Here is a 24343-nt window from a genome sequence, read left to right as displayed (position 1 = left end):
CAATCTTAGGCGTCGGTGACCGCCGGTTGCGGCTCGCTCATCTTTGGCAGGCTCGGCGCCAACGCCTCGTACTCCGGGCTGACCAGGCCGGCCGAGATCACCAGCTTCGCCGCTTCCTCGACCGTCATGTCCAGCTCGATAATCTCGCTCTTGGGCACGTAGAGCAGAAAGCCGGAGGTGGGGTTGGGGGTGGTCGGCAGGAAGACCGCCGTCACATCCGCCCCTTCCGCATCGAGGCGATGGGCAACCTCGCCGCGCGCATCCGTGGCGATGAACACGATCGCCCACAGGCCCGGGCGCGGATACTGGATGATCGCGGCCTTCTTGAAACTGTTGGAGCGCTCCGCCAGCACGGTTTCGAAGATCTGCTTCAGGCCGCTGTAAAGATTGCGCACCACCGGCATTCGGCCCAGCAGCAATTCGCCATAGGACAGCAACGTCTTCCCGGCGATGTTCGCCGTCAGGAAGCCGATGACGACGAGCGCCAGGAACGCGACGATCAGGCCGACGCCGGGAACAGGGATCGGAAGATAGGTGTCCGGATTGTAGACATGCGGGATGAGCGGCTTGATCCAGCCGTCCACCCACTGGATGATCGACCAGGTCAGATAGGCCGTGATACCGAGCGGGCCGGCAATGATCAGCCCGGTCAGGAAATAGTTCCGCAAACGGGTCATTGCCCTTGGCCGTGCCACCGGCGCGGAGATTGGCTCCAGCTCTTCGGGATTGCTGCTTCCGCTCATGATCGCTTCACGTCCTGCCATACGGCGGTGCGGCTATGGCCGTTCCGCTCTCGTGCGCTGCCCACCCTCGCATATCGCGATGTTGCACCGCCGAACTAGCCCCCTGCCCGAACATTTGATAGTCAGCCTGAGCGATTGAGCAAGTCGCCATGGAGACAAACCGCTTTCATGGACCAGAATGCACCCACGCCCGGCACGACCTGGGCCCTGCGTCTCGGTTACCGGCTGCTCGGTGCAACGCTGGTGGTGATCGGCATCGTCGGCGCGTTCCTGCCCTTGCTCCCTTCCACCATCTTCTTCATCGGCGCCACCGCCTGTTTTGCCCGCTCCTCGCCGGCGCTCGAGGCCTGGCTGCTGGAGCATCCGCAGTTCGGCCCCGGTATCCGCGCCTGGCGCGATGAACGGGCGATCCGCCCGCGTGCCAAGATCGCCGCACTCAGCGGCATGGCCTTCGGCTATGCGGTCTTTCTGCTGTCGGCCAAGCCGACGCTGCAGCTGGCGGTCTTCGTCGGCGTCTTCATGATGGGATGCGCGACCTATGTCGCCTCGCGCCCGTCCGGCTCGGAGCCGGACTGAAGAAGCCTGATGCCTCTTCCTCACCAGTGGTTTACCATCGTGTGACAAGGCGTCGCACCATGTGATGCCGATCACGGCGAGAGGACAACCGCGCGCGCAGACTTGCCTCATCCCGTCATCCGATCCCGCCAGGACTGGCCGACGGTCAAACCAGAGAATGCGAGGATTTGGCAATGACCAAGAGATCACATGCCTTTGCGGGCGCGACCTGCGCCGACCCGCCACTCCTGGCCGCAAGCGTGAGGGGCGCCGTCTGGTTGCTGATGGCGATGACGCTGGCGTTTTTCGCCCTGCTGCAGACCCAGGCTGCTGCCCAGCCGCTGGACCTTGGTCGCGACAGGCCCATCGTCCTGCCCGAACGGCCGATCCTGTGCGCCCCGCCGCGGGTGATGCAGAACGGACGCTGCGTCCGTCCCGACCGGCCGGTCCTCTGCCCGCCGCCGCGCGTCATGCGCGGGGGGCGCTGCGAGATGCCTGAGCGTCCCGCCGTCTGCCTGCCGCCGAGGGTCATGCGCAACGGTCGGTGCGTGCTGCCGGCCCCGGTGATCTGCGCACCTCCGCGGGTCATGCAGAACGGCCGCTGCATCATGCCGCCCATCGTCTGCCCGCCGCCGCAGGTCCGCCGCGGCAATCGCTGCGTCATGCCGGAGCGTCCCGAGGTGTGCCGTCCGCCGCGTGTCATGCGCGCAGGCCGCTGCGTGCTGCCCCCGGTTGTCTGCCGCCCGCCGGAAGTGCGCCGCGGCGACCGTTGCGTAATGCCGGACCGCCCGCCGGTCTGCCGTCTGCCCTACATCTACTCCGCCCGCGAGCGCCGCTGCATCCTGCCGGTTCCGGTCCCGCCGATCGTCACCCCGCCGGCCTGCGTCGCTCCCTGGCAGTATTCGCGGTCCGCAGGCGGCTGCATCTGCCCGAGCGGCTATGTGGTCGACCGCGGCGAATGCGTGCGCCGCGACAGCCAGGCCTGCACGTTCCCGTTCGTCTATTCCTCGAACCAGAACCGCTGCGTCTGCGCGCAGGGCTATCGCCCCTTCGGCGTAGGCTGCGCACCGGAGCGTCCGGCACCGACCCCGCAGGAGAACATCTCCTGGATCCAGGCCTGCCTGAACTCGGCCGGTTACGATGCCGGCCCGGTCGACGGCCTGACCGGCCGCCGCACCCGCGATGCCTGGGCCAGCTTCCGTGAGGACAGCGATCTTGGCACCGAGGAAGCTCCGTATACCGACCCCGAGACGCTGGCCAAGCTCTTTGCCGCCTGCAACCCGGCCGGTGAGAACGGAAGCGGCGGAACCGAACCCGACACGGGCACCGGCGAGGATACGGATGCGGGCGGCACCGAGACCGGCGATGCCGGTGAGGTTCCCTCGGCCGGCCCGTTTGCCGCGGCCCCCGCCCTTTGCGCCAGCGGCCGGCTCTACAGCCTGCTCAGCGCGGAGGACGAAAGCCTGGAGCCCTGCGGCCGCAGCTGCATCCCGGCGCCGGAAGGCATGAGCGAGGAGGAACTGCTGGAGCAGCAGGAGCGTCAGGGCATCACCTGGTGCCGCTCCTGCGTCACCGTCGGGGCGCTGGGCATGCTCTGCCCTGCCGCAAACGACGACGAGGCTGCAACGGACGAGCAGAAGCCGGCGAACTGATCGCCCCTCCACGCCCGCAAAGACAAGGCCGCCCGGAGGATCTCCGGGCGGCCTTTTCGCTTCAGATCGAAAATACGAACGATTGCCGCTTATTCCACCGTCACGGATTTCGCGAGATTGCGCGGCTGGTCCACGTCCGTGCCCATGAAGACGGCGGTGTGATAGGCCAGCAACTGCACCGGCAGGGCGAAGACGATCGGCGCGATGAACTCCGGCACATCCGGCACCACGACCGTGCGCCAAGTCGGCGCCCCGCAGGCCGCAGCTCCCTTCTCGTCGGTGATCAGCACCACCTTGCCGCCGCGTGCCGCAACTTCCTCCATGTTCGAGACGGTCTTCTCGAACACCTGGTCGAACGGTGCGATGACGATGACCGGAACATCCTCGTCGATCAGCGCGATCGGGCCATGCTTCAGCTCTCCGGCCGGATAGCCTTCCGCGTGGATATACGAGATTTCCTTGAGCTTGAGCGCACCTTCCATGGCAAGCGGGAAGCTGGTGCCGCGCCCCAGATAGAGCACGTCGCGGGCCCGCGACAGCGGCTGCGCCAGCGCTTCCACCTCGGCCTCGAGCGACAGCGCGCGATTGACCGTGCCCGGCACCTCGGCAAGGGCGCGGACCAACCCGGCGGCCTCGTCGGCGGACAGATGACCGCGCTGCACACCCGCATGCACCGCGAGCGAGGCAAGGACAGCGAGCTGGCAGGTGAAGGCCTTGGTCGAGGCAACGCCGATCTCGCGACCCGCAATCGTCGGAAACACGAGATCCGCCTCGCGGGCGATGGTCGATTCCGGCACGTTGACCACCGCCGCGACCTTGATGCCCTGCGACTTGCAGTAGCGAAGGCCCGCCAGCGTGTCCGCCGTCTCGCCGGACTGCGAGATGAACAGCGCCATGTCGCCCTTGCGGATCGGCATTTCGCGGTAGCGGAACTCGGACGCCACGTCGATGTCGACGGGCAGCCTTGCGTAGCGCTCGAACCAGTACTTCGCCACGAGGCCCGCGTAATAGGCGGTCCCGCAAGCGGAGATGATCAGACGGTCGAGCGGTGCGAAGTCGATCGACGTGCCGTTGGCAAAGGTCGTCTGCATCTTCGACAGGTCGAGATAGCGCGACAGCGTATGGCCGATGACCTCCGGCTGCTCGTGGATCTCCTTGGCCATGAAGTGGCGATAGTTGCCCTTGTCGATGGTGAGGGAGACGGCCTGCGAGGCGATCACCGGCCGCTCGACCGGCGTATTCGAGGCATCCATGATCTCGCAGCTGTGACGGGTGAGGACCACCCAGTCGCCTTCCTCCAGATACGAGATGCGGTCGGTAAAGGGCGACAGTGCGATGGCGTCCGAGCCGAGGAACATCTCGCCCTCGCCATAGCCGACGGCGAGCGGCGATCCGCGCCTTGCGCCGATCAGCAGGTCGCCCTGCCCCTCGAAGAGAAACGCCAGCGCGAATGCTCCCTTGAGCTTGGGCAGCGTCACGGCCACTGCATCGCGCGGGCTGGCGCCGCGGGCAAGCTCCCGCGAGACCATATGCGCGACGACTTCCGTATCCGTGTCGCTGGAAAGTTGCGCGCCATCCGCCTGCAGTTCGCCGCGCAGCTCCAGATAATTCTCGATGATGCCGTTATGAACGACTGTCACGCCCGGCGCCGAATGCGGATGGGCATTGGCCTCGGTCGCCGCGCCGTGCGTCGCCCACCGGGTGTGGCCGATGCCGGCAAGGCCGGCGAGCGGTGCGCGCTCCAGCTTTTCCTGAAGGTTGCGCAGCTTGCCGGGCGCACGGCAGCGGAGCAGCCGGCCGTCATCGAGCGTTGCAACGCCGGCCGAATCGTAGCCACGATATTCCAGCCGCTTCAGCGCATCGACAAGCAGGCTTGCGACCGGCTGCTTTCCCAAGATACCGACGATTCCGCACATATGTGAGTGTCTCCAAAGGCCGCTGCAGGTGCGCGCCGTTTTGGCATCGCGCCCGTGGTGTCTGGCCACACCCTTAGCGAACGCAGCCTCTTTCCGCACAATCAAAACCTGTTTCAATTCGTGACACGGATTTGCAAACAAAGACAAAACACCTGCCACGCGATCTGGGCAAAGTTGCCCAAAAGCCTTTGTGTCGACAGAAACTTCAGGCCTTGTTAACCATGTTCGGCGTTCTCTGGTGAGAGACGAGGCAGGCGCAGGATACGCGGCGTGAAACCGCTGAAGGCGAGCAAGGGAAAAAGGCCGGTTCGGATATCCGGCGACACGCGATCGGTTGCCCTGTGGGGCGGCGGCGCGATGCTTTTTGCCGTTGTTGGCGCTGCATCGGTTTTCCTCGCACAGGAATCGCCCTTTGACGGCCGCCATGCCGGCGCGACGTTGTTGCCCCCGCCAGGTGAGGTCGGGCGGACCGCCTCGATCACCCCGCGCAAGCCCGGCGAGATCGAGGTCTACCCGTCGGACGGTGGTGTCGAGAGCGCACAAGCACGCCGCCTGATGCAGGCCGAACTCGAGACGCTGCGCCGCGAGGTCGCCGCGTTGCGCCGCGCCATGTCCATCATGCACGAACGCGGCGAAATCCTTGCCGAGCGCAGGGAGGATGCGGAGACGAACACGTCCTCCCGCAACTTCCGCCAGGACATGGATGCGGCGGTCGACGCCCGCGCCGGAGCGGCAACGCCGGTCGAGACAGTGCCGGCACCAAACGCACGGCTGGCCGAGCCGCAGCCCTCCGCCCCCGTCGCGGATGCTTTGCCGGCAAATAAGGATGCTGAATCCAAAAATCTGATTGAAGCGGCGCTGCCCGAAACCTTGCGCGAGCCGGTTCGCATCGTCGCCTTGCCGGTACCCGGCGAAGCGGTTACCACCGCATCCATTCCCGCTCCCGAAGAACAGGCTCCCGCCGCCGAGGAACCCGGTCTTTCGGTGCGGAACGCGGCCGGTCACATCGCCTCCGACAGCGGAGACCGGATCCAGCGCACGGATTTCGGCATAGATCTCGGCCTGCATGCCTCGCAGAGCGCGGCCGAGGAAGCCTGGACGGGCCTGCGCGCGGCGCGCAAGGATCTGCCGGCGCAGCTGGTCAGCCGGATCGTGCCCGAAGAGGACGGCAAGGGCGTAAGGCTTTATGTCGGTCCCTACCCCAACGCCGCCGATGCAGCGGCGACTTGCGTCCACATCGCTGACGAGGGTATCAGTTGCCGGCCCGTGCCGTTCCCACAGGACCGCGCCGAGCAACGCTAGAGACGTGCCTGCGGCGCGTTTCGAGCGGCTGCCCCTCCCCAGCTCAGGCTTTCCATGTTTGATCCCACGAATGTCCGGCAGCGGGCTTTTGCCCTGCTTCTCGTCATGCCGCTGTTCTTCGCGTCCAACATCGTCATCGGCCGCGCCGCCGCCGATACGGTGGAGCCGTGGACGCTCGCCTTCCTTCGCTGGCTCGTCGCCCTTTTGATCCTCCTGCCCTTCGCATGGCCCGGCCTCAAGACACATGGCCGCGACATCGTCAGGAACTGGGACCTGATCGGCCTGATGGGCCTGCTCGGGATGTGGTTTTGCGGTGCCGGCGTCTATTTCGCGCTACGCTACACCAGCGCCACCAACGGAACGCTGATCTACACCTCGTCACCGATTCTGATCCTGGTGCTGGAGTGGCTGTTTCGCGGTCGCGCCATCGGTCGGCGCGAAGCCATCGGCATTGTCCTCGCCATCCTCGGCGTCGTCGCCATCGTGGTGAAGGGATCTCTGGCCCAGCTGTTCGCCCTCCGCTTCAATGCGGGCGATGTGATCTTCGCCATCGCAGCCCTGAGCTGGGCGATCTATTCGGTGCTGCTGAAGCGCAGCACGCTCTCCTCCATCCCGACGATGTCGCTGTTCGCGGCCCTGGCTTTCGCAGGCGTCGTGACGCTTGCTCCCTTCACGCTGGTCGAGATCGCCGACACCGGGCATTTCCCCGCCTCTTTCGACGCCTGGCTGTCAATTTTCGGCCTCGCCTCCATCTCCTCCGTGCTGGCCTTCTACTGTTTCCAGCATGGCATCGCGGTGGTCGGCCCCTCGACCGCTGGACTGTTCATGTACCTGCTGCCCCCCTACGGTGTGCTCATGGCCGTGATCTTCCTTGGAGAGGAGCTGCACGGCTATCATTTTGCCGGCTTTCTTTTGGTGATGGCCGGTCTTCTGCTCGCAACCGCGCCCGCCGCGTTGTGGCGGAAGATCGCCGCCTTGCTCCCCGCATCGACCCTGCGCCTGTTGCCGCATAAACGGCTTCCCGGCGCCGAATAACCGGCTGGACTGAAACGAAAAAGCCGCCGGGCTTTCGGCCCGGCGGCTGAAGCTTCCCTGACTGCAAGCACTCGAGGCTCAGCCGAACATGTCGGCGGTGATACCCTCGTACCAGCCGACCGATTCCTCGTAGGTCGTTTTCCTCAAAGCCGCATCCTCGCCGGTCTGGCTGATGAAGCTGTCGACCGAGGCGATCTTGTCTTCGCCGGCTTCGTATCTCGCGCCCACCTTCACGCCGTCGTCGGTCGCAATGAGGCTCCAGCACGTGTTGGAGAACCGCGGCGGGAACTTGCTCGATCCGGTCAGGTCCGCCCGGATCGCCATGGCCGCGACCTTCGCCTGGCTGTTGGCGGAGAAGGCGGACTTGGGCATGTCGCCGGCGATGCAGGCATCGCCGATCACATGGATGTTCGGGTCCACCTTGCTCTGCAGCGTCGCCGGTTCGATGGCGCAGAAACCATTCTCGTTGGTTAGACCCGCCGCCTCGGCAATCCGTCCGGCCTTTTGCGCCGGAATGACGTTGGCCACATCCGCCTTGATCGTATCGAGGCCGGTGACGATCTCGCCCGTTTCCGGATTGACGCTCTCGATGCCGCCATGGATGGACGCGGGCAGCCACTCCACCATGCCGGGATAGTGCTTCTCCCAGCCCTCCATGAACAGCGCCTGCTTGGAGAACGCCTCCTTGGGATCGATCACCACGATCTTTGCCGTCGGATTGGAAGTCTTGAGCAGGTGCGCAACCATGGAGATGCGCTCATACGGCCCGGGCGGACAGCGATAGGGATTGGGCGGTGCCACCATGGCGAAGGTTCCCCCCTCGCGCATCGCCGCGATCTTGTTCTTCAAGAGCGCGGTCTGGGTTCCCGCCTTCCAGGCGTGAGGCATCAGCGAAGCGGCTTCCAGCGAATAGCCCGGCACGCTGTCGTAGATGAGGTCGATACCCGGCGCGACCACCAGCTTGTCGTAGGGAACGGTGCCCCCGCCGGCGAGCGACACGGTCTTCGCGTCGCGGTCGATACCGACGGCCCAGTCATGAACGACATTCACGCCGAAGTCGGAGGCCAGCTTGTCGTAGGTGTGGCCGATGGACTCAAGCGAACGGAAGCCGCCGAGATAGAGATTGGAGAAGAAGCAGGTGTAATAGGCTTTGGTCGGCTCGATCAGAGTGACATCGATGGCCCCCTTGCTGTCCTTCGCCAGATAGCGGGCTGTCGTCGCGCCGCCGGCGCCGCCGCCGATCACCACGACCTTGGGCCGCGCCTGGCCATAGGCCGCACGCCCTATTCCCGTCAGCAGCCCCGCACCGGCAATCGCCGCAGTCCCTTTCGCAAACCCTCGCCGTGTGATCCCCATGTCTTGCTCCTCCCGTTCCCGCTTTGCGGGCTTCCCTTGAATTTTCAACCCAAAGTTACCCTCGTCCTTGCTCCTCACTCAAGCGTTTCGAAATAGACCGCAAGCGAGGCGATTTCCTCGTCCGTCAGGCTCGCGGCCACGGAGCGCATCACCGGGTTTTCCCGGTGCTTCGACCTGTAGGAATGCAGGACCGTCACGAAGCGGCGCACCGGCCAGCCGGTGATGGAGGGAATGCCCTTGTCCTCGCCGCTCGCCTGGTGGCAGGTCACGCACTCGCTGGACAGGTATTCGCCATAGGCGGGATCGCCCGCGATCGACAGGATGTGCTCGGGCAGGTCGGGATCGCCTGCCGAAGCATGAACAGGCGCGGTCGGCGGCGTTTCGGGAATGTTGGAGGGGCCCGGCGAATGCTGCCGGATGAAAGCAACGAGCGCCTTCCGGTCGGCCTCGTCCTTGAGGCCGCGGAACTTCATCCGCGTCCCCTTCACCACGCCGGACGGATCGGCGATGAAACGGGACAGGGCGCCCTCGTCCCAGACGAGACCGCCCTGTCCGGCCTGTTCCATGGCGTCGGAATAGCGGAACCCTTCGAGGGTGCCGGCCCGGCGACCGAAGATATTGTTGAGATAGGGGCCGACCGCGTGCCGGGCCTTCGGCCCGACCTGATGGCAGGACTGGCATTGGCGGAACAGCTTGCTTCCCTGCACCACCAACTCGTCTCGGGCCTGCGCCAAAAGCTGGCTCCCCGCCCAGGCAACCGCCAGCGCAATGCCGAGCATGCACAGCCGAACGCCGCTCATTCCCATTCTCGCACTCCCCCTCCCAAGGTGACGAGAAATACGCGTGGCCCGCCGCCCGGGCAGACCGTCTAGTCGACGGACATGCCGGCGGCCTCTTCGTCCTCCGGTGTCACGTCGATGATGCGGGCCCGCTTGGTGACCTTCACATCCGTCTTGCAATCCGTCATGCACAGCTCGGCTGTCGCCTTCATCGGCTCTTCCGAACGCGTATCGTCGATGAACCCATCCTCGTTGGGCATCTTGATCGAGCTGAAATTCTCCTTCGAGAGCTCGAACTCCTCATCCGTCACGACGTCGTTCAGATAGAGAAGATACGCAACGATAGCATAGGTTTCGTCGGGCGAAAGGCTCTGCGCATTCCCGAAGGGCATGGCCCGGTAGATGTAGTCGTAGACGGTCGACAGATACGGCCAGTAGGAACCGATCGTCTTCACCGGATCGTGCGACGACAGCGACCCGTTGCCGCCAGCCAGAACCGGCCAACGGCCCGCTCCCTCGCCGAAATCGCCATGGCAGACCGCGCATTGCTCGGAGAAGATGGCCTCGCCCTCGGCAACGGTTCCCCGTCCCTCCGGCAGCCCCTGCCCGTCCGGGCGCACGTCGATGTCCCAGCCGGCGACCTCTTCGGGAGTGGCCGGCGTTCCAAGGCCGAGCTTCCCGGCGCTCGCAGGCATCGCTCCCGCAAGAACAAGCGACAGGATCAGAGCGGCGGACTTAAGAGATCTCGACATTTTCAACGCTCCCGTTGGCCTTGACCTCCCAGGTCTGGATACCATTGTTGTGATAGATGGAGTTGGTTCCGCGCGCCGCGCGCAGTTCGTCCTTGGTCGGCTGTACGAAGCCTGCATCGTCATAGGCGCGCGACTGCAGCAGCAGCGGCGACCCGTCCCAATCGAACTCGTAGTAGAAGCGATGCAGCGCCTTCGGCAGGCTCGGCCCGTCGATCCGTGCCTGGTGCCAGTTGCGCCCGCCGTCGGTGGTCACATCCACCCGGGTGATCCGTCCGTTGCCCGACCAGGCAAGGCCCGTCAGGACCGTCTGGCCGCGGCCGTGCAGGATCGGCGCCTGGGGGCTCGGATTGGTGATCACCGACTTGGTGTCCATCACCCAGGTAAAGCGCCGCGCCTTGCCGCTTTCCAGCAGGTCCGTGTATTTCGACGTCTCCTCGCGAGCATGCCACGGCTCGTCGCCCACCTCGATGCGGCGCAGCCACTTGACCCACATGTTGCCTTCCCAGCCCGGCACCACCAGGCGTGCGGGATAGCCCTGTTCGGGGCGCAGCGCCTCGCCGTTCATCTTGAACGCGACCATGCAGTCGTCGAGCGCCTTTTCCATCGGGATCGAGCGGTTCATACCGGCGGAATCTCCGCCCTCCGGCATGATCCAGCGGCCGTTGGTCTTCACCCCCGCCTCTTCCAGCAGGTATTTCAGCGGCACGCCCGTATACATGACGCAATGGACCATGCCGTGGGTGAACTGGCAGCCGTTCAGCTGGGCACCGCGCCACTCCATGCCGGAATTGGCAGCGCATTCCAGGAAGTACAGCCGGTTCTCGCGCGGGAAGCGCTTCAGGTCGTCGAGCGTGAAGACCAGCGGCGTATCGACCAGACCGTTGATCATCAGCCGGTAGTCGGTCGGATTGACATCGGCCACGCCGCCGTGATGACGCTCGAAGCACAGGCCGTTCGGAGTGATGATGCCGTCCAGCTCGTGCAGCGGCGTGAAGTTCACCGAACTCTCGCGCGAGGCCGTCAGCCATTCGACGCTGCGACGCACGACATGCGCCTCATGCTCGGAAGGCATGCCGTAGGGAGCCGCATCCACGCCCGCGCCCAGATAGCGGCTCCAGTCGGCGACATTCGGCGGCAGGTTGTCGGGATTGACCTCCGAGGCCCGGGCAAGACCGCCTGTCGCGACCAGCCCGCCGGCGGCAAGGCCCGCCTTCAGAAGCGACCGGCGGCCCGGGCTTGCCAGCGCGCCCTCAGGTCCTGGTGTTTTTTTCATCTCGTCCTCCGCAGGCATCTTTTCAGATACGCGATTTCATATGATTGAACATTAAGGGCGGAACTGTGCCCCGTATTCGTTCTCTCAGATTCCGGTGACGCGCACGGCGCGGTTCGGCTCCAGCGTGACCGTGCCGCGATCCTTCAGATGGGCCTCGACCACATCCCAGATCGCGGGGCCTTCCGTCCCCTCGTTCACGCTGGCCCAGCCGGTCACCATATAGCTCTTGCCGGCCTCGACGGCTGAGCCGTCGGCGATGATCGTCATGTCGGAAATCCGGCTGCCGATCTCCTTGGTGGGATCGATCGAATAAGCCATGCCGCCGACGCGCACCATGTCGCCGCCCTGCTGGTAGTAGGGATCGGCATTGAAGAGATTGTCGGCCACGTCCTCGAGAATGTCCTTCAGCATCGCGCCGGTCATCTCAGAGCGGTAGGCCGCCGGATAGGTCATCGAGGTTGCGTTGTGCAGGTCCTCGACGGTGATCGGCTTGCCGGCCGGCACCGACGTGCCCCACCGGAAGCCCGGCGACAGGGCGATCTGCGCCTCGCGCTGCTCCAGCAAGGCATCGCAGATGAGATCGTCGAACGTGCCGTTGAAGTTGCCGCGCCGGTAGAGCAGCGTTTCGGTCGTCGCCAGTTCGCGCGCCAGCTCGTCCGCATAGGGTGCGCGGACCTTTTCCACCAGCGCCGCCATCTCCGCGTCCGGCGCGATGACGTCCGAGAAGATCGGGATCAGCCGGTAGCGGAAGTCCTTCACCTCGCCGCCCTGCACATCGAGATCGAGGCGCGAGACGAACTTGCCGTTGGAACCGGTGGCGACCAGGAGCGTCTTGCCCACCTTCACCGGCTCGGGCAGCGCATCATGCGTGTGGCCGGTGAGGATCACGTCGAGGCCGGTGACCCGGCTCGCCAGCTTGCGGTCGACGTCGAAGCCGTTATGCGACAGCAGGACGACGAGCTCCGCGCCTTCCGCGCGCACCGCGTCGATATTGGCCTGAACCTCCTCCTCGCGAATGCCGAACGACCAGTCGGGCATCATCCAGCGCGGATTGGCGACCGGCGTGTAGGGGAAGGCCTGGCCGATTACGGCGACCTTGATCCCGCCGCGCTCGAAGATGCGATAGGGCTCGAAGACCGCCTCGTCCCATTCGGTGTCGCGGATATTGCTGCCGAGGAAGGCATAGGGAAGTCCCTCGACCAGTTCCTTGACGCGCTCCGCGCCATAGGTGAACTCCCAATGGCCGGTCATGGCGTCCGGCGCCAGCGCGTTCATGACCTCGATCATGTCCATGCCGCCGGTCTTCAGCGAGGTATAGCTGCCCTGCCAGGTGTCGCCGCCGTCGAGGAACAGCATCCGGTCTTCGCGCTCGGCGCGGATCGACTTCAGCACGGTGGCGATACGGTCGACACCGCCCATCCGGCCATAGGCACGCGACAGGGAATCGAAGTCGACCGAACTCAGCGCATAGGCTTCCGGAGAGCCCGGCTGCAGGTTGTAGAGCTTTAGGAAATCCTCGCCGGTCACATGCGGCGGCAGGCCCTTCACCTCGCCGACGCCCAGATTGGTCGACGGCTCGCGGAAATAGACCGGCATCAGCTGGGCATGGATGTCCGTCAGATGCACGAGGGTGACATTGCCGAGCGGCCGGAACGATAGGAGGTCGTCCTGGCTCAGGCTCTGCTGGGCCGCCAGCCGCGCCCACTGGCCGAAGCCGGAACCGCTGGTCAGGGCACCGGCGGCCACCGCCGCCATCAGGAACTCACGCCGCGAAATCATGCTCGCTCATCCACTCCGGGTCGTTCGCCGCTGTCGCCCGGCTGCGGGCAAAGCGGAGCCGTTGCGCCGCAGGGGCGCGAACGGTACATGTCTGTTTTCGGCACTGATCGGGGCGGCACGCGCCGCCCCGGATCCGGGTTGCGCCTAGTTGCGCACCGCGGGCGTCTCGACCGAAAGGCCCGTCCCGCGCCAGGCGAGATAGGTCTCCAGCGCGACAAACTCGTCCGACCCCACGTCGTAAGGCTCGGCACGGACATCCGCCATGCAGCCCTTGAGACGACGATGCAGCGAGCCCATCTTCTGCCACTTCAGCCGGTAGGTCGGGAAGCCGTTGGACTGCCCCTGGCTGAGGTGGTCGGCGCGGATATAGTTGCCGTAGTTGCTTTCGTGGCAACTGGCGCAGGCGAGATCCAACTGACCGCTGCGGGTGTAGTAGATCTCCTTGCCCTTGTCCCACCAGCTCTGCATGTCGCCCGCCTTGAGGTCGAGCGCGACAGGCATGCCGCGGGACTGCAGGCCGACATAAGCCGTCATGCCCAGCATCTGGTCGGATTCCCATTTCCAGGCATCCGCGCCCATGCGCTCGGTCCGACAGGCGTTGACATACTGCTCCAGCGCCATCGGCTTGCCGGCAGCCTCGCTCCACTTCGGCATGGAGGCGCGCACGCCCTTCATGCTTTCGGAGGCATCGCCATGGCAGCTTTCGCAGGACTTGCCTGCGCTGCCCTCGACCGTCGACCAGAGCGCCTCGCCCTGCTCGACCATCAGGAAGCCGGGGTTGTTGAAGTCGTCGAGCTCGAGGTCCTGGGTTTCCTTGGTCCTGAACTCGAAGCCGGAGATCACCTCGCTCAGGGGGTGTCCCTCGGGCGGCGCCACCCGCGTGACGATGGTCGTACCGTCGATGCTCGGCATCTCGGTCTCGTCACCGATCGCGGCTCCCGTCGCCAGGACCGCGATAGCGGCCGTGCCGGCGATAAGTGTGCCCGCAAGTTTCTTCATATGCCTCCCCCTGTGATGCGAGCTGCCAACCCGCCTTCTGCCGTTCGAATGTCCACCGGCGACCCCCATCGCCGGCAGGGGCCGCCTTACTCGACGGTGATCTTGGATTCGCTGGAATAGACCGAGCCGTCATCGTCCACCCAGGTGAACTTGAACGTGCCCGTCTCCGGCACCTTGGCGCTGAATTCCAGGTAAGGATTGGCCGAGATCGCAGGCTCGAGATCGCAGGAGAAGACGGTCTTCCCGTTGAACTCGCAGGTGAATTTGTTGATGATCGACCGCGGAATGACATTCCCCTGGTCGTCCTTGCGCTGGCCGGACTCCATCTTGTGGGAAATGAGGGTCTTGATCTGGATGACCTCGTCCTTGGACGCCGTCTTCGGCACCTTGACGCGGGGCTTGGAACTGGACATCTCGCGCTCCTGCTGGCGATGAATGTAGAAGAATGGACGCAGGCCGGCGGGCTTAGCCGCCGCAGCCGCCGATCGTCACCTTGACGGTCTTGCGGTCCATGAAGACCTTGCCCGTAGACGTCTTGGCCAGCGCGATCACGTCCTGCGTCTTGGCAAGCCGCATGCGGGTGGTGGCATCCGCCGAACCCGACATGGACGTGAAGTGGAACGTCGCCACGCCCGGCTGCGGGTTGCCGGCCGCCAGCAGCATGACGGAGGTCACGTGGTCGGCCTCGGTCATCGGGCTGTCGACGGAAACGCCGATCGGCACGGTGTTGCCGTTCTCGGCGATCTCCGGCGCGGACAGCGAAACGGTGCCCGTCTCGATGGAGGCACCGCCGGCAAAGGCGTCGATAGCCGCCTGCACCTTGGCGTCTTCCGCCGATGCGAAGCGCGGCAGCCCGGTCATTCCGAGAACGGCGGCTCCCGCACCCAGGGCCAGCGCCTGGCGTCGTGTCATGTTCATCTTGAGTTCCTCGCGAAAGATCGACTGGTCGCGGCAGCCCGTCCGGCGTCCGCGGCTCAATCCTTGAGCGTCATCAGATAGGCGACCACATCCTCGACCTGCTGCGCGGTCATGATGGTCTTTCCGGCGAATTTTTCCGCCACCCGGTGGAAACCGTCATTGCGATAAAAGGCCGGCATCACGGTGCCCTCATAGACCATCTTCGGGTTGACGATGATCATGCGCAGGGTAGCTTCGTCCCAGCGATCGGCCACGCCGTCGAGCGGCGGGCCGACCTCGCCGTGGAATTGCTGGTCGGACAGTTCCGTCGCCGTATGGCAGGCGACGCAATTGCCGAGCCGGCGGTCAATCACCGCCTTGCGGCCGGCGGCCGGATCACCGGGAACGCCTGTCAGCGATTTCGGAATGGTTCCGTCGACAACTTCGTAGGACACGATGTCTTCGGCAGCAGCCGCTGCAACGCCTGCAAGCAGGACGCACGCGGCCGTCATACCCCTACGAAAGAGGCTCATGGGCTGTTTTCCTTCCCTCTGACCGGCTTGCGCCAGCGTCAGGCCGCGTTCCCGGCCTTGTCTTCTTGGCGGTCGATTCAACCGACCTGATGAAACCGTAGCACCATCGGGAAAGGCAATCAATTCACATATTCATTTATGAGAATACATTGATGCGACCGCATTCCCCCCAGGATGCGGCACCAGCTTAGCCGATGACGGCAAGAGCGGGAAACGTTTCGAGCAGCCAGAAGGAAAAACGGGCCATCTGGCCGGTCATGAAGGCAACGCCGGTGACGATCATGAACACGCCCATCACCCGCTCCACCGTCACCATATGCTTGCGGAAGCGGCGCATGAACCGCATGAACGGGCCGGCAAACAGGCCCGCAATCAGGAACGGCACGCCGATCCCCAAGGCATAGGACCCGAGCAGGACGGCTCCCTGCAATACGGATTCCTCGGTGCCGGCAACGAACAGGATCGCCGCCAGGATCGGCCCGACGCAGGGCGTCCAGCCGAAGGCGAAGGCAAGGCCGATCACATAGGCGCCGAGCAAGCCGGCGGGCTTTCGCTCCACATGCACCCGCGCCTCCCGGTACAGCAGGCCGATGCGGAAGACGCCTAGGAAGTGAAGGCCCATCACGATGATCGCCGCGCCCGCGACATAGCCCAGCACCTGGATGTGTTGCGTAACGAACTGGCCGATGAAGGAGGCGCTGGCCCCCATCGCCACGAAGACCGTCGAGAAGCCCAGGACGAAAGCAAGCGATGCAAAGAACACCTTGCGCGGATCCGCCTTTTCCTCCTCGCCCTCGCCCGTCAGCTCGTCGAGGGAGACGCCGGCGAGAAAGCCGAGATAGGGCGGAACCAGCGGCAGCACGCAGGGAGAGACGAAGGAGAGGAGGCCTGCGAAAAACGCGCCGATGACTGTGACGTCCTGAAACATGAGCCTACCTGCTTGCTGTCTGGGACCGGGTGGGACGCCGAGGTGAGCGGCGAACTGATATCGCCCGGCATAACGGATACACGCTACACGGCAATGTGACCCCTTGCCTCAACTCGTATTCCCCTTTTCGCATATGATCCACTTGTTTTGGTATAGGCTCGCGGGATAGACGTGTCCCCTCACCTTTTGGCGAGCAGGAAGAATGACGATGCGCTGGCCGGCCATGAAACTGACCCTGATGCTGGTGACGGCCCTTGCCGTTTTCGCCGCTCCGCAGGCGCGCGCGGCCGAACTCGTCATGTTCGAGCAGAAGGGCTGCGAATGGTGCGCCCGCTGGCACGCGGAGATCGGGCCGATCTACCCGAAGACCGAGGAAGGCCGGCAGGCGCCACTTCGTCGCGTCGACATCCACGAACCGATGCCCGATGATCTGGCGTGGATGAAGGGCGAGCGGTTCACACCGAGCTTCGCGTTGATCGAGGACGGACGCGAGATCGGCCGCATTCGCGGCTATCCGGGAGAAGACTTCTTCTGGGGCCTTCTCGGCCGGATGATCGAGGAGTTGCGACCGTCCGCACACGATACGCAGGAGCGGCCAGCCGCCGGCTGACCTGCGAGCGGATGCGATACGCACCCGAGCCCTGTATACTGAGCAGCACAACTTTTCCGCCCGCGCCACGCGCGAGCGGGCCGACGACAAGGGACACGCATTTGGCACTTCCGGGAATCAAGGACCTCGAGTGTTCGGACGATCTCGACAGGATCGTTGATCGCGCGAAGACCGCGAGCGACTTCCTGAAGGCGATCGCTCACGAGAGCCGCTTGCTCATCCTGTGCATCCTGGCGGAGGGGGAAAAATCCGTCACGGAGCTGGAGGCCCTGCTCTCGCTGCGTCAGCCGACCGTTTCCCAGCAGCTTGCGCGGCTGAGAATGGACAAGCTGGTGACCACCCGGCGCGAGGGAAAGACCGTCTACTACCGTCTGGCAAACGACGATGCCCGCCAGATCATCGAGGCGGTCTACACCGTCTTCTGCCGGGACTGATCCGGGCCGAACGGCCTTCGGCGGGCGACGGGCCGCCGGGGGAAAGCAATCGATAAATCCAGTCGTACGCGAAGGGGAGGCGCGGCCGATGGAGATGCAGACATCCTTGGTCATGGCGCTGTGCGGCTTTGCTGGCGGCGTGGTGCTGGGCCTTGCTGCGCGTGTGGGCCGGTTCTGCACCATGGGCGCGCTCGAGGACGCGTTTCTCGGCGGCGACTTGCGCCGGCTGCGCAGCTGGGCGCTGGCAATAGCCGTCGCGCTGGCGCTGACCCAGATCGCCATCGCCTTCGGTCATATCGATCCGGCACGCTCGATCTACCTTCCCTCCACCCTCCCCTGGCTCGGCGCGATTGCCGGCGGCTTGATGTTCGGCATCGGCATGGCGCTCGTCGGCACCTGCGGGTTCGGCACCCTCGCCCGCATCGGTGGCGGCGACCTGCGCTCCGTCGTGACGTTTCTCGTCATGGCGGTCTCCGCCTACATGGCGATGCGCGGGGTCACCGGCGTGCTGCGACAGATCCTGATCGATCCGTTCACGCTGTCGCTGGCCTCGCTGGGCGGCACGGCGCTGGATGATATCCTCGACACGATGCTCGGCATCGAGACGGGCGCGGCGCTGGGGCTCGTCGTCGCCGGCCTCCTGGCGGCCTGGGCCCTGCGCGATGGCACCTTCCGGTCCGAAACGCGTCTGGTCGTCAGCGGCATCGCCGTCGGCCTTGCGGTCACCGGCGGATGGCTCGCCACCGGCCTGCTCGGCAGCAATCCGTTCGAGCCGCAGAAACTGGAATCCTTCACCTTCGTGCGTCCGCTAGGCGACGCGCTGGTTTACGTGATGACCTACAGCGGCGCGACGCTAACCTTCGGCATCGGCTCGGTTTTCGGTGTCACCTTCGGCGCGCTTGCCGGCGCCCTGTTCAAGCGCGAATTCCGCTGGGAGGCATGCGACGATGTGCGCGAACTGCGGCGCCACATGGTCGGCGCGTTCCTGATGGGAACCGGCGGCATTCTCGCCTTCGGCTGCACCATCGGTCAGGGCATCACCGCCGCTTCGGTGCTGGCCCTCTCCGCGCCCCTGGTGCTGATTTCCATCGCAATCGGCGCCCGCCTCGGCCTCGCCTGGCTGATCGAGGGCAGCATCATGGGCCTGTTCGGCCAGCGCGGCTCGCACGGCACCTGACGCCTAATGTGGCGAGGCGGCACGCGTGACCGCGCACCGCCCTATGCCTTCCTACTCCGTGCGTTCGCCTTGGCCGCGCCTCAGCGCTCGCGCACGACCAGCACCGACACCTGCGCGTGGCGAACCACGCGTGCCGCATTCGGACCCAGCAGATAGTCCTTCAGTTCCGGCCGGTGCGATCCGATGACGATGAGGTCGGCCCCCACCTTGTCAGCGGCAACGAGGATCTCCTCGTAGATGTTTCCGTGGCCGATCACCGCCTGCACCCGCGTGCCTTTAGGCACATGCGTATCGATGAAGCCGTGCAGCGCGTCGCGCGTCTTCTGGATCGCCGACTTCTCGTAGTCGTCCGGGAAGAACGAGCCGACGATGCTGCGGCCGAAATCCGGCACGGCGGTGAAGACATGCAGCGTGTCGTCCGCCCCCACCGTCTCCATCGCCGCGGTGATTACCTTGGCCGAAGTCGGCACGTCGCCGAGATCGATACAGGCAAGAATGTGCTTGAATATCGAGCTCATGCGGTCGCCTCCTTGCCGGCCTTCTGCCGCTTGTCTTCCATCTGATGCCGCTTGCGGCCGCGCTGAAGCATATAGACCAGGCCCAGCAGCAGCAGCGCCGGGATGTAGAACAGCTCGCGCGGCGGCTGGTTATTGGGCATGTCGAGCGTCTGGAACACCTGATCGAAGTCGAAGCCGGCCTGCTGGGCGGGCGAATCGTAGGTCGCACCGTCGACGATCAGCTTGCCGTCCTGCTCCAGCACCTGCAGCCCGAAGGCATCGAGCCGGTCGATCCCTGTCGGCTGATCGCCGACCGGGATCATCATCGTCAGAGTGATCGGGTCGCCGACATCGTTCATGCCCGCCACGGTCGCACGCAGCTCCGTGCCTGGCGCTGCCCGCTCGAGCGTCTCGACAAGGCTCGTCGGATTGACCGATTCATAGGGCGCGACGGTGAGATCCATCCAGAAGCCGGGACGGAACAGCGTGAACGCCACCAGGATCAGCACCGCCGATTCCCAAAGCCGCGAGCGGACGATGAAATACCCCTGCGCTCCGGCCGTGAATATCAGGATCGCGGCGGTTGCAACGATGAAGACGATGACGCCCTCCAGCGGCGTCACGTCGATCAGCAGGATGTCGGTGTTGAAGATGAACAGGAACGGCAGCAGCGCGGTGCGCAGCGAATAGAAGAACGCCACGAAACCGGTGCGGATTGGATCGCCGCCCGAGACCGCCGCCGCCGCGAATGAGGCAAGCCCCACCGGCGGCGTCACATCCGCCATGATGCCGAAATAGAACACGAACAGATGCACCGCCACCAGCGGCACGATCAGCCCGTTCTGCTGCCCCAGCGCGACGATAACCGGCGCCAGCAGCGAGGAAACGACGATGTAGTTCGCCGTCGTCGGCAGGCCCATGCCCAGGATCAGGCTGAGGATCGCGGTAAAGATCAGGATCAGCAGGATCTGCCCCTGGCTGAGGAACTCCACCAGCGCCGCCAGCACCGCGCCGACGCCCGTCTGCGACACCGCACCGACGATGATGCCCGCCGCCGCCGTGGCGATGCCGATGCCGATCATGTTCCGCGCGCCGGCAATCATGCCGTCGATCAGCTCCGACCAGCCGCGCGCCACCGTTCCTTCCGTCGGCTCCTTGCGGAAATAGGCGAAGAGCGGGCGCTGGGTGAGCAGGATGAAGATCATCAGCATCGCCGCCCAGAACGCCGAGAGCGACGGCGACAGCCGCTCCACCATCAGGCACCAGATCAGCACGAAGACCGGCAGCAGGAAGTGCAGGCCAGACTTGACCGTCGGCCCCGGCTCCGGCAGCCGCACCACCGGCACGTTCGGATCGTCCATCTCCAGGTCGGGAAACTGCGCACAATACCGCACGAGCCCCACATAGACGGCCAGGAGGAGCACCGCGACCGCCCATTGGGTCGCATCGCCGGCCAGTCGCGACAGCACGTCCATGAAGAAGAACAGGCCGAAGGACGCGATGGCGGCAACGCCGATCACCAGCGCCCCGGTCGACAGGACGCGCATGCGCGTGTCCTCGCCGGCCCGCGAACGCAGCAGGGCCAGAACGCAGGCAATGAGCCCGAGGACGATCAGAATCGCGAACAGACGGTTCTGCGAACTGCCGAGCGCCTCGAAGGCGGCGAACAGGTAGTAGATGCCTCCCGCGATCGCCAGCATCACCGAAATCGTCACGCCGAAGGAGATCAACGCCCATTTCAGCGGCTTGGGCTCGCTCGCCCGCGGCAGCCCCTCCATGCCCTTCCGCATCGCTTCCAGGTGCACGATGTAGACCAGAGCGATGTAGGAGATGATCGCCGGGATGAAGGCGTGCTTGACCACCTCGAAATACGAGATGCCGATATACTCGACCATAAGGAAGGCGGCGGCGCCCATCACCGGCGGCATGATCTGGCCGTTGACCGACGAAGCCACCTCGACGGCGCCGGCCTTTTCCGGCGAGAAGCCGACACGGCGCATCATGGGGATCGTGAAGGTGCCGGTGGTCACCACATTGGCGATGGACGAGCCGGAAATGAGGCCTGTCATGCCGGAAGCGACGACCGCAGCCTTTGCCGGACCGCCGCTGAAATGGCCCATCAGCGAGAACGCCACCTTGATGAAGTAGTTGCCCGCTCCCGCCTTGTCGAGCAAGGCGCCGAACAGCACGAACAGGAAGACGAGATCGGTGGAAACGCCGAGCGCGATGCCGAAGACGCCCTCCGTCGACAGCCACTGGTGGAAGGCGACAGCGTTGAAGCTCGCGCCCTTCCAGGCAAGCAGACCGGGCGCATAGGGCCCCAGGAACGTGTAGCCGAGGAAAACGATCGCGACGATCATCAGGGGCGGACCGAGAGCGCGGCGCGTCGCCTCCAGCAGGAACAGGATGCCCAGCACGGCGACGACGACGTCGGTGCTGTTCGGATTGTTCGGGCGGTCGGCGAGCCGCGAGCCCATCAGGCTCTTGATCAGCGCGGTGTCGAAAACGAAGAGATACAGCGCACAGGCCGTGGCGCCGATGGCCAGCGCCCAGTCGGCGATCGGCACGGAGCGCCGCGGAGAATTGCGAAAGGCGGGAAAGACGAGATAGGCGAGGAACAGCGCGAAGGCGAGATGGATCGGCCGCGCCTCGCGGCTCGAGAACACGCCGATGCCCAGACTGTAGGGCAGCGGCGAGGCAATCCAGATCTGGAACAGCGACCAGGCCAGCGCGACGCCGGCAATCAGCATCGCCACCTGCCGGTTGGCCGGATTGCGTCCGCCCGTATCGGTCGAGGCAACCAGGTCCTCAAGCTCGGACGCGCTCAGTTGTCCCTTGTTCGTGCCTTCGCTCATGAGCCCCCCACAGGTTCGACCTTTACCTTGACGCATCAGGCGGAGTTGCCCGAGCGCAATCCGGAAGAAAATGGGCCGGCGCGAAGGAACCGCGCCGGCCCGGAACCTGGATTACATCCAGCCGCGCTCCTTGTAGTAGCGCTCTGCCCCCTCGTGCAGCGGTGCCGAGAGGTTGTTCTTGATCATGTCCTCTTCCTTCAGGTTCTCGAAGGCGGGATGCATCTGCTTGAAGCGACCGAAGTTCTCGAACACCGCCTTGGTCACCGCGTAGATGACGTCCGGCGAGGTCTTCGTCGAGGAGACGAAGGTCGCGCCCACGCCGAAGGTCGTGGTGTCCTCGTCGGTGCCCGCATACATGCCGGCCGGAATGGTCGCCATGGAGTAGAACGGGTTGTCGTCGACGAGCTTGCGGATGACGTCATTGTCGACGTTGATCAGGCGCGAGTCGCAGGAGGTGGTGGCCTCCTTGATCGTTCCCGCCGGGTGGCCGACGGTGAAAACGATGGCGTCGATCTTGTTGTCGCACAGCGCGGCCGACTGCTCGGCCGACTTCAGCTCGGCGGCGAGCGAGAAGTCCGAGGCGCTCCAGCCCATCTTGTCCATCACCACCTCGAAGGTGGCGCGGGCGCCCGAGCCCGGATCGCCCATGTTGACGCGCTTGCCCTTCAGGTCGTCGAAGGTCTTGATGCCGGAATCGGCGCGCGCCACCACGGTGAACGGCTCCGGATGCACGGAGAAGACCGCGCGCAGCTCCTCGAACTTGCCATCCGGGAACGTGTCGGGGGCCGTGCCGTTATAGGCGTGGTACTGCCAGTCCGACTGGGCGACGCCCATGTCGAGGTCGCCAGCGCGGATGCCGTTGATGTTGGATACCGAGCCGCCGGTCGTGTGCGTGCACTTGATGTCGTGCTCGGCCGAACCACGGTTGACCAAGCGGCAGATAGCGCCACCGACCTGGTAGTAGACGCCGGTCTGGCCGCCGGTGCCGATGGTGATGAAGGTCTCGGCCTGGGCCGTGCCGGACAGCGCCATGGCGCCGGCGAGCATCGTACCAAGGGTCAATGACTTGAAGAGTTTCATATGGTGCCTCCCGTGATAGGCAGCGGTTTCGTGCGACACGCAGGGAAAAGCCGTCAGGACGGGCCTCCCGTTTCGAAGCGGTTCAGGAAGATCGTGGGCCCGTTACACGGGACCGGCATTCGCGCACAGGGCTCGATCCTGCATGGGATCGCGCCGCCTGCCGGCAGTCTCGAAAGCTGCCTTCGCACGAACAACCGCCTCCTCTCCTCGCTTCTGGCGCGTGAGCTGGACAGGACTGCCACAGCCTTCCCGCGAAAATGCGGAAAGTCAGGTTAGACCGAAAGTGGACGGTCTTCCAACCCCCTGTAGAGGTTCTGGAAAAAATGGAGAGAGGCCGTCTGGAAGATTGCAGGACATTCTTGCGATATCTTGCAGACAATCGGCGCGTCCGCGCATCGGCCGCGGCGGCACTAGTGCGGCAAGACTTCAGTCGCCGCTTTTGCCGCCGGAGATCACTTCGAGGAAATTGCGACGCAGCTGCGCCTCGTCCTGCCCCTCGCGAAGGCCCTGGCGCCACTGATCTATGACCAGACGCAAGGCAAGCGTTTCGCGCGTGTGCGGCAGACGGCTGAGGTAATCGGTAAAGTAGTCGTCGAGCGCCTGACGGTCGAGCGCACCTTGCGCGATCAGCCCATGGATGAGTGCCATGGTCGCAGCGATGTGCCCCCTCAGGAACTCATACTCTGCCGTGCTGTTTCCGCCGGAGGTGTCAGACATCGTCTCGTGCGTCCGTTCCGTCGTTGTGATGATCACTTGCCCCTGCCAACAGTTGTACACAGCATCGGCAGGATGGTCGATAGACGATGCGCGTGGCCGGTCCGGACAAGGCCGGCGCCGGGACATCGCTCCCGTCATTCCCAAGCGTAACTCTACATCATGAAGGAAGGGTTTTCCAATCGAGCCGATGAGCAAACGCTCAACAAGCCCCGCATCCAGCATGTCGGATCCGAGTCAGATGGCGGCAAGGCGCTTGGAAAGAGAGGAAATGCCGAGGCGGCACAGCAAGACCGGCGGCAATGGTGCCCACCAGAATTCCCCCGCGCGTTTGGCGGTCTCGACCGTTTCTCGAGGCCGCCGCGCTGCGGAAGATTTTGGTGAGCCCGCAGGGGCTCGAACCCTGGACCTACTGATTAAAAGTCAGTTGCTCTACCAACTGAGCTACAGGCTCACACGCGCGTTCCTGTAACAATG

At 64.9% G+C, this 24343-nt stretch carries 23 protein-coding genes and 1 tRNA gene; 7 read left to right on the top strand and 17 right to left on the bottom strand.

The genetic code is table 11. The features are described from left to right. Positions 1 to 5: 5 nt before the first annotated feature. Positions 6 to 677 carry a DUF502 domain-containing protein gene (locus ACVJ6E_RS08760; protein WP_208996673.1) on the bottom strand — a complete coding sequence of 224 codons (672 nt, stop codon included), beginning with the start codon at positions 675 to 677 and terminating at the stop codon, positions 6 to 8. Between the two features lie 234 nt (positions 678 to 911). Here ACVJ6E_RS08760 and ACVJ6E_RS08755 point away from each other — a divergent pair, with 234 nt between their 5' ends. Both ACVJ6E_RS08755 and ACVJ6E_RS08750 read left to right on the top strand, forming a co-directional pair. After that, the gene (locus ACVJ6E_RS08755) at positions 912 to 1319 is read left to right on the top strand and encodes a YbaN family protein (protein WP_120267913.1); all 408 of its coding nucleotides are present in this window, start codon (positions 912 to 914) and stop codon (positions 1317 to 1319) included. 173 nt (positions 1320 to 1492) lie between these two features. After that, complete coding sequence (locus ACVJ6E_RS08750; RefSeq protein ID WP_120267912.1) at positions 1493 to 2950, top strand: peptidoglycan-binding domain-containing protein; 1458 nt, start codon at positions 1493 to 1495, stop codon at positions 2948 to 2950. 89 nt (positions 2951 to 3039) lie between these two features. Here ACVJ6E_RS08750 and glmS read toward each other — a convergent pair whose 3' ends face one another. Next, the gene (glmS, locus tag ACVJ6E_RS08745) at positions 3040 to 4866 is read right to left on the bottom strand and encodes a glutamine--fructose-6-phosphate transaminase (isomerizing) (protein ID WP_120267911.1); all 1827 of its coding nucleotides are present in this window, start codon (positions 4864 to 4866) and stop codon (positions 3040 to 3042) included. A gap of 270 nt (positions 4867 to 5136) precedes the next feature. Here glmS and ACVJ6E_RS08740 point away from each other — a divergent pair, with 270 nt between their 5' ends. After that, a complete protein-coding gene (locus ACVJ6E_RS08740; protein WP_120267910.1) occupies positions 5137 to 6168 on the top strand; it encodes an SPOR domain-containing protein in 1032 nt (343 codons plus the stop codon). A 54-nt stretch (positions 6169 to 6222) separates the two neighbouring features. Continuing rightward, positions 6223 to 7203: a DMT family transporter gene (locus ACVJ6E_RS08735; RefSeq protein ID WP_208996636.1), complete on the top strand. Its 981-nt coding sequence runs from the start codon at positions 6223 to 6225 to the stop codon at positions 7201 to 7203. A gap of 78 nt (positions 7204 to 7281) precedes the next feature. Here the strand turns inward: ACVJ6E_RS08735 and ACVJ6E_RS08730 are convergent, their stop codons facing one another. The 10 genes from ACVJ6E_RS08730 to ACVJ6E_RS08685 form a co-directional block, all read right to left on the bottom strand. Beyond that, positions 7282 to 8559, bottom strand: a complete 1278-nt coding sequence (locus ACVJ6E_RS08730) for an NAD(P)/FAD-dependent oxidoreductase (RefSeq protein WP_120267909.1) — start codon at positions 8557 to 8559, stop codon at positions 7282 to 7284. Between the two features lie 74 nt (positions 8560 to 8633). Continuing rightward, on the bottom strand, positions 8634 to 9359 hold the full coding sequence (locus ACVJ6E_RS08725; RefSeq protein ID WP_120267908.1) for a c-type cytochrome: 726 nt from the start codon (positions 9357 to 9359) through the stop codon (positions 8634 to 8636). Between the two features lie 68 nt (positions 9360 to 9427). Beyond that, on the bottom strand, positions 9428 to 10090 hold the full coding sequence (locus ACVJ6E_RS08720) for a c-type cytochrome (protein WP_120267907.1): 663 nt from the start codon (positions 10088 to 10090) through the stop codon (positions 9428 to 9430). Continuing rightward, positions 10074 to 11363, bottom strand: coding sequence for a sulfite dehydrogenase (gene soxC / locus ACVJ6E_RS08715; RefSeq protein WP_120267906.1), 1290 nt, complete (start codon positions 11361 to 11363; stop codon positions 10074 to 10076). The genes ACVJ6E_RS08720 and soxC overlap by 17 nt, the downstream gene beginning before the upstream one ends. A gap of 84 nt (positions 11364 to 11447) precedes the next feature. Continuing rightward, positions 11448 to 13142, bottom strand: coding sequence for a thiosulfohydrolase SoxB (gene soxB / locus ACVJ6E_RS08710; RefSeq protein WP_120267905.1), 1695 nt, complete (start codon positions 13140 to 13142; stop codon positions 11448 to 11450). Positions 13143 to 13286: 144 nt separating this feature from the next. Next, positions 13287 to 14141 (bottom strand): sulfur oxidation c-type cytochrome SoxA, encoded by an 855-nt coding sequence (gene soxA, locus ACVJ6E_RS08705; RefSeq protein WP_120267904.1) that lies wholly within the window; start codon positions 14139 to 14141, stop codon positions 13287 to 13289. Between the two features lie 86 nt (positions 14142 to 14227). Further along, positions 14228 to 14554, bottom strand: coding sequence for a thiosulfate oxidation carrier complex protein SoxZ (soxZ, locus tag ACVJ6E_RS08700; RefSeq protein WP_120267903.1), 327 nt, complete (start codon positions 14552 to 14554; stop codon positions 14228 to 14230). Positions 14555 to 14606: 52 nt separating this feature from the next. Next, positions 14607 to 15059: a thiosulfate oxidation carrier protein SoxY gene (gene soxY / locus ACVJ6E_RS08695; protein ID WP_120268359.1), complete on the bottom strand. Its 453-nt coding sequence runs from the start codon at positions 15057 to 15059 to the stop codon at positions 14607 to 14609. 56 nt (positions 15060 to 15115) lie between these two features. Continuing rightward, entirely contained in the window at positions 15116 to 15694 is a 579-nt protein-coding gene (soxX, locus tag ACVJ6E_RS08690; RefSeq protein WP_491676426.1) for a sulfur oxidation c-type cytochrome SoxX, read from the bottom strand. Positions 15695 to 15758: 64 nt separating this feature from the next. Beyond that, a complete protein-coding gene (locus ACVJ6E_RS08685; RefSeq protein ID WP_120267901.1) occupies positions 15759 to 16499 on the bottom strand; it encodes a cytochrome c biogenesis CcdA family protein in 741 nt (246 codons plus the stop codon). Positions 16500 to 16707: 208 nt separating this feature from the next. Here ACVJ6E_RS08685 and ACVJ6E_RS08680 point away from each other — a divergent pair, with 208 nt between their 5' ends. The 3 genes from ACVJ6E_RS08680 to ACVJ6E_RS08670 all read left to right on the top strand — a co-directional run bounded on the left by ACVJ6E_RS08680 (position 16708) and on the right by ACVJ6E_RS08670 (position 18720). Further along, entirely contained in the window at positions 16708 to 17109 is a 402-nt protein-coding gene (locus ACVJ6E_RS08680) for a hypothetical protein (RefSeq protein ID WP_491676425.1), read from the top strand. Positions 17110 to 17210: 101 nt separating this feature from the next. Next, positions 17211 to 17543 (top strand): ArsR/SmtB family transcription factor, encoded by a 333-nt coding sequence (locus ACVJ6E_RS08675; RefSeq protein ID WP_120267900.1) that lies wholly within the window; start codon positions 17211 to 17213, stop codon positions 17541 to 17543. An 88-nt stretch (positions 17544 to 17631) separates the two neighbouring features. Then, complete coding sequence (locus tag ACVJ6E_RS08670) at positions 17632 to 18720, top strand: YeeE/YedE family protein (RefSeq protein ID WP_120267899.1); 1089 nt, start codon at positions 17632 to 17634, stop codon at positions 18718 to 18720. Between the two features lie 80 nt (positions 18721 to 18800). Here the strand turns inward: ACVJ6E_RS08670 and ACVJ6E_RS08665 are convergent, their stop codons facing one another. The 5 genes from ACVJ6E_RS08665 to ACVJ6E_RS08645 all read right to left on the bottom strand — a co-directional run bounded on the left by ACVJ6E_RS08665 (position 18801) and on the right by ACVJ6E_RS08645 (position 24320). After that, positions 18801 to 19238 (bottom strand): universal stress protein, encoded by a 438-nt coding sequence (locus tag ACVJ6E_RS08665; RefSeq protein ID WP_120267898.1) that lies wholly within the window; start codon positions 19236 to 19238, stop codon positions 18801 to 18803. Beyond that, positions 19235 to 22072, bottom strand: coding sequence for a TRAP transporter permease (locus ACVJ6E_RS08660; RefSeq protein ID WP_120267897.1), 2838 nt, complete (start codon positions 22070 to 22072; stop codon positions 19235 to 19237). The genes ACVJ6E_RS08665 and ACVJ6E_RS08660 overlap by 4 nt, the downstream gene beginning before the upstream one ends. 111 nt (positions 22073 to 22183) lie before the next feature. Continuing rightward, on the bottom strand, positions 22184 to 23152 hold the full coding sequence (locus ACVJ6E_RS08655) for a TAXI family TRAP transporter solute-binding subunit (RefSeq protein ID WP_120267896.1): 969 nt from the start codon (positions 23150 to 23152) through the stop codon (positions 22184 to 22186). Between the two features lie 426 nt (positions 23153 to 23578). Then, on the bottom strand, positions 23579 to 24091 hold the full coding sequence (locus tag ACVJ6E_RS08650; protein ID WP_208996635.1) for a hypothetical protein: 513 nt from the start codon (positions 24089 to 24091) through the stop codon (positions 23579 to 23581). 153 nt (positions 24092 to 24244) lie between these two features. Further along, a tRNA-Lys gene (locus tag ACVJ6E_RS08645) sits at positions 24245 to 24320 on the bottom strand. Between the last annotated feature and the right edge of the window lie 23 nt (positions 24321 to 24343).

This window comes from Stappia sp. G46H5W, assembly GCF_058448995.1.
The sequence above is the reverse complement of the archived record's forward strand: the minus strand, read 5'-3'. Positions and strand labels throughout refer to the sequence as shown.

Coding starts and splice junctions, on each gene's coding strand:
- soxB (WP_120267905.1), bottom strand. CDS start 13,142: ATGATTTCGCGGCGTGAGTTCCTGATGGCGGCGGTGGCCGCCGGTGCC.
- glmS (WP_120267911.1), bottom strand. CDS start 4,866: ATGTGCGGAATCGTCGGTATCTTGGGAAAGCAGCCGGTCGCAAGCCTG.
- ACVJ6E_RS08680 (WP_491676425.1), top strand. CDS start 16,708: ATGCGCTGGCCGGCCATGAAACTGACCCTGATGCTGGTGACGGCCCTT.
- ACVJ6E_RS08660 (WP_120267897.1), bottom strand. CDS start 22,072: ATGAGCGAAGGCACGAACAAGGGACAACTGAGCGCGTCCGAGCTTGAG.
- ACVJ6E_RS08655 (WP_120267896.1), bottom strand. CDS start 23,152: ATGAAACTCTTCAAGTCATTGACCCTTGGTACGATGCTCGCCGGCGCC.
- ACVJ6E_RS08685 (WP_120267901.1), bottom strand. CDS start 16,499: ATGTTTCAGGACGTCACAGTCATCGGCGCGTTTTTCGCAGGCCTCCTC.
- soxC (WP_120267906.1), bottom strand. CDS start 11,363: ATGAAAAAAACACCAGGACCTGAGGGCGCGCTGGCAAGCCCGGGCCGC.
- ACVJ6E_RS08760 (WP_208996673.1), bottom strand. CDS start 677: ATGACCCGTTTGCGGAACTATTTCCTGACCGGGCTGATCATTGCCGGC.
- ACVJ6E_RS08665 (WP_120267898.1), bottom strand. CDS start 19,238: ATGAGCTCGATATTCAAGCACATTCTTGCCTGTATCGATCTCGGCGAC.
- soxA (WP_120267904.1), bottom strand. CDS start 14,141: ATGAAGAAACTTGCGGGCACACTTATCGCCGGCACGGCCGCTATCGCG.
- ACVJ6E_RS08725 (WP_120267908.1), bottom strand. CDS start 9,359: ATGAGCGGCGTTCGGCTGTGCATGCTCGGCATTGCGCTGGCGGTTGCC.
- ACVJ6E_RS08730 (WP_120267909.1), bottom strand. CDS start 8,559: ATGGGGATCACACGGCGAGGGTTTGCGAAAGGGACTGCGGCGATTGCC.
- ACVJ6E_RS08720 (WP_120267907.1), bottom strand. CDS start 10,090: ATGTCGAGATCTCTTAAGTCCGCCGCTCTGATCCTGTCGCTTGTTCTT.
- ACVJ6E_RS08670 (WP_120267899.1), top strand. CDS start 17,632: ATGGAGATGCAGACATCCTTGGTCATGGCGCTGTGCGGCTTTGCTGGC.
- ACVJ6E_RS08750 (WP_120267912.1), top strand. CDS start 1,493: ATGACCAAGAGATCACATGCCTTTGCGGGCGCGACCTGCGCCGACCCG.
- ACVJ6E_RS08735 (WP_208996636.1), top strand. CDS start 6,223: ATGTTTGATCCCACGAATGTCCGGCAGCGGGCTTTTGCCCTGCTTCTC.
- soxY (WP_120268359.1), bottom strand. CDS start 15,059: ATGAACATGACACGACGCCAGGCGCTGGCCCTGGGTGCGGGAGCCGCC.
- ACVJ6E_RS08650 (WP_208996635.1), bottom strand. CDS start 24,091: ATGCTGGATGCGGGGCTTGTTGAGCGTTTGCTCATCGGCTCGATTGGA.
- soxZ (WP_120267903.1), bottom strand. CDS start 14,554: ATGTCCAGTTCCAAGCCCCGCGTCAAGGTGCCGAAGACGGCGTCCAAG.
- ACVJ6E_RS08755 (WP_120267913.1), top strand. CDS start 912: ATGGACCAGAATGCACCCACGCCCGGCACGACCTGGGCCCTGCGTCTC.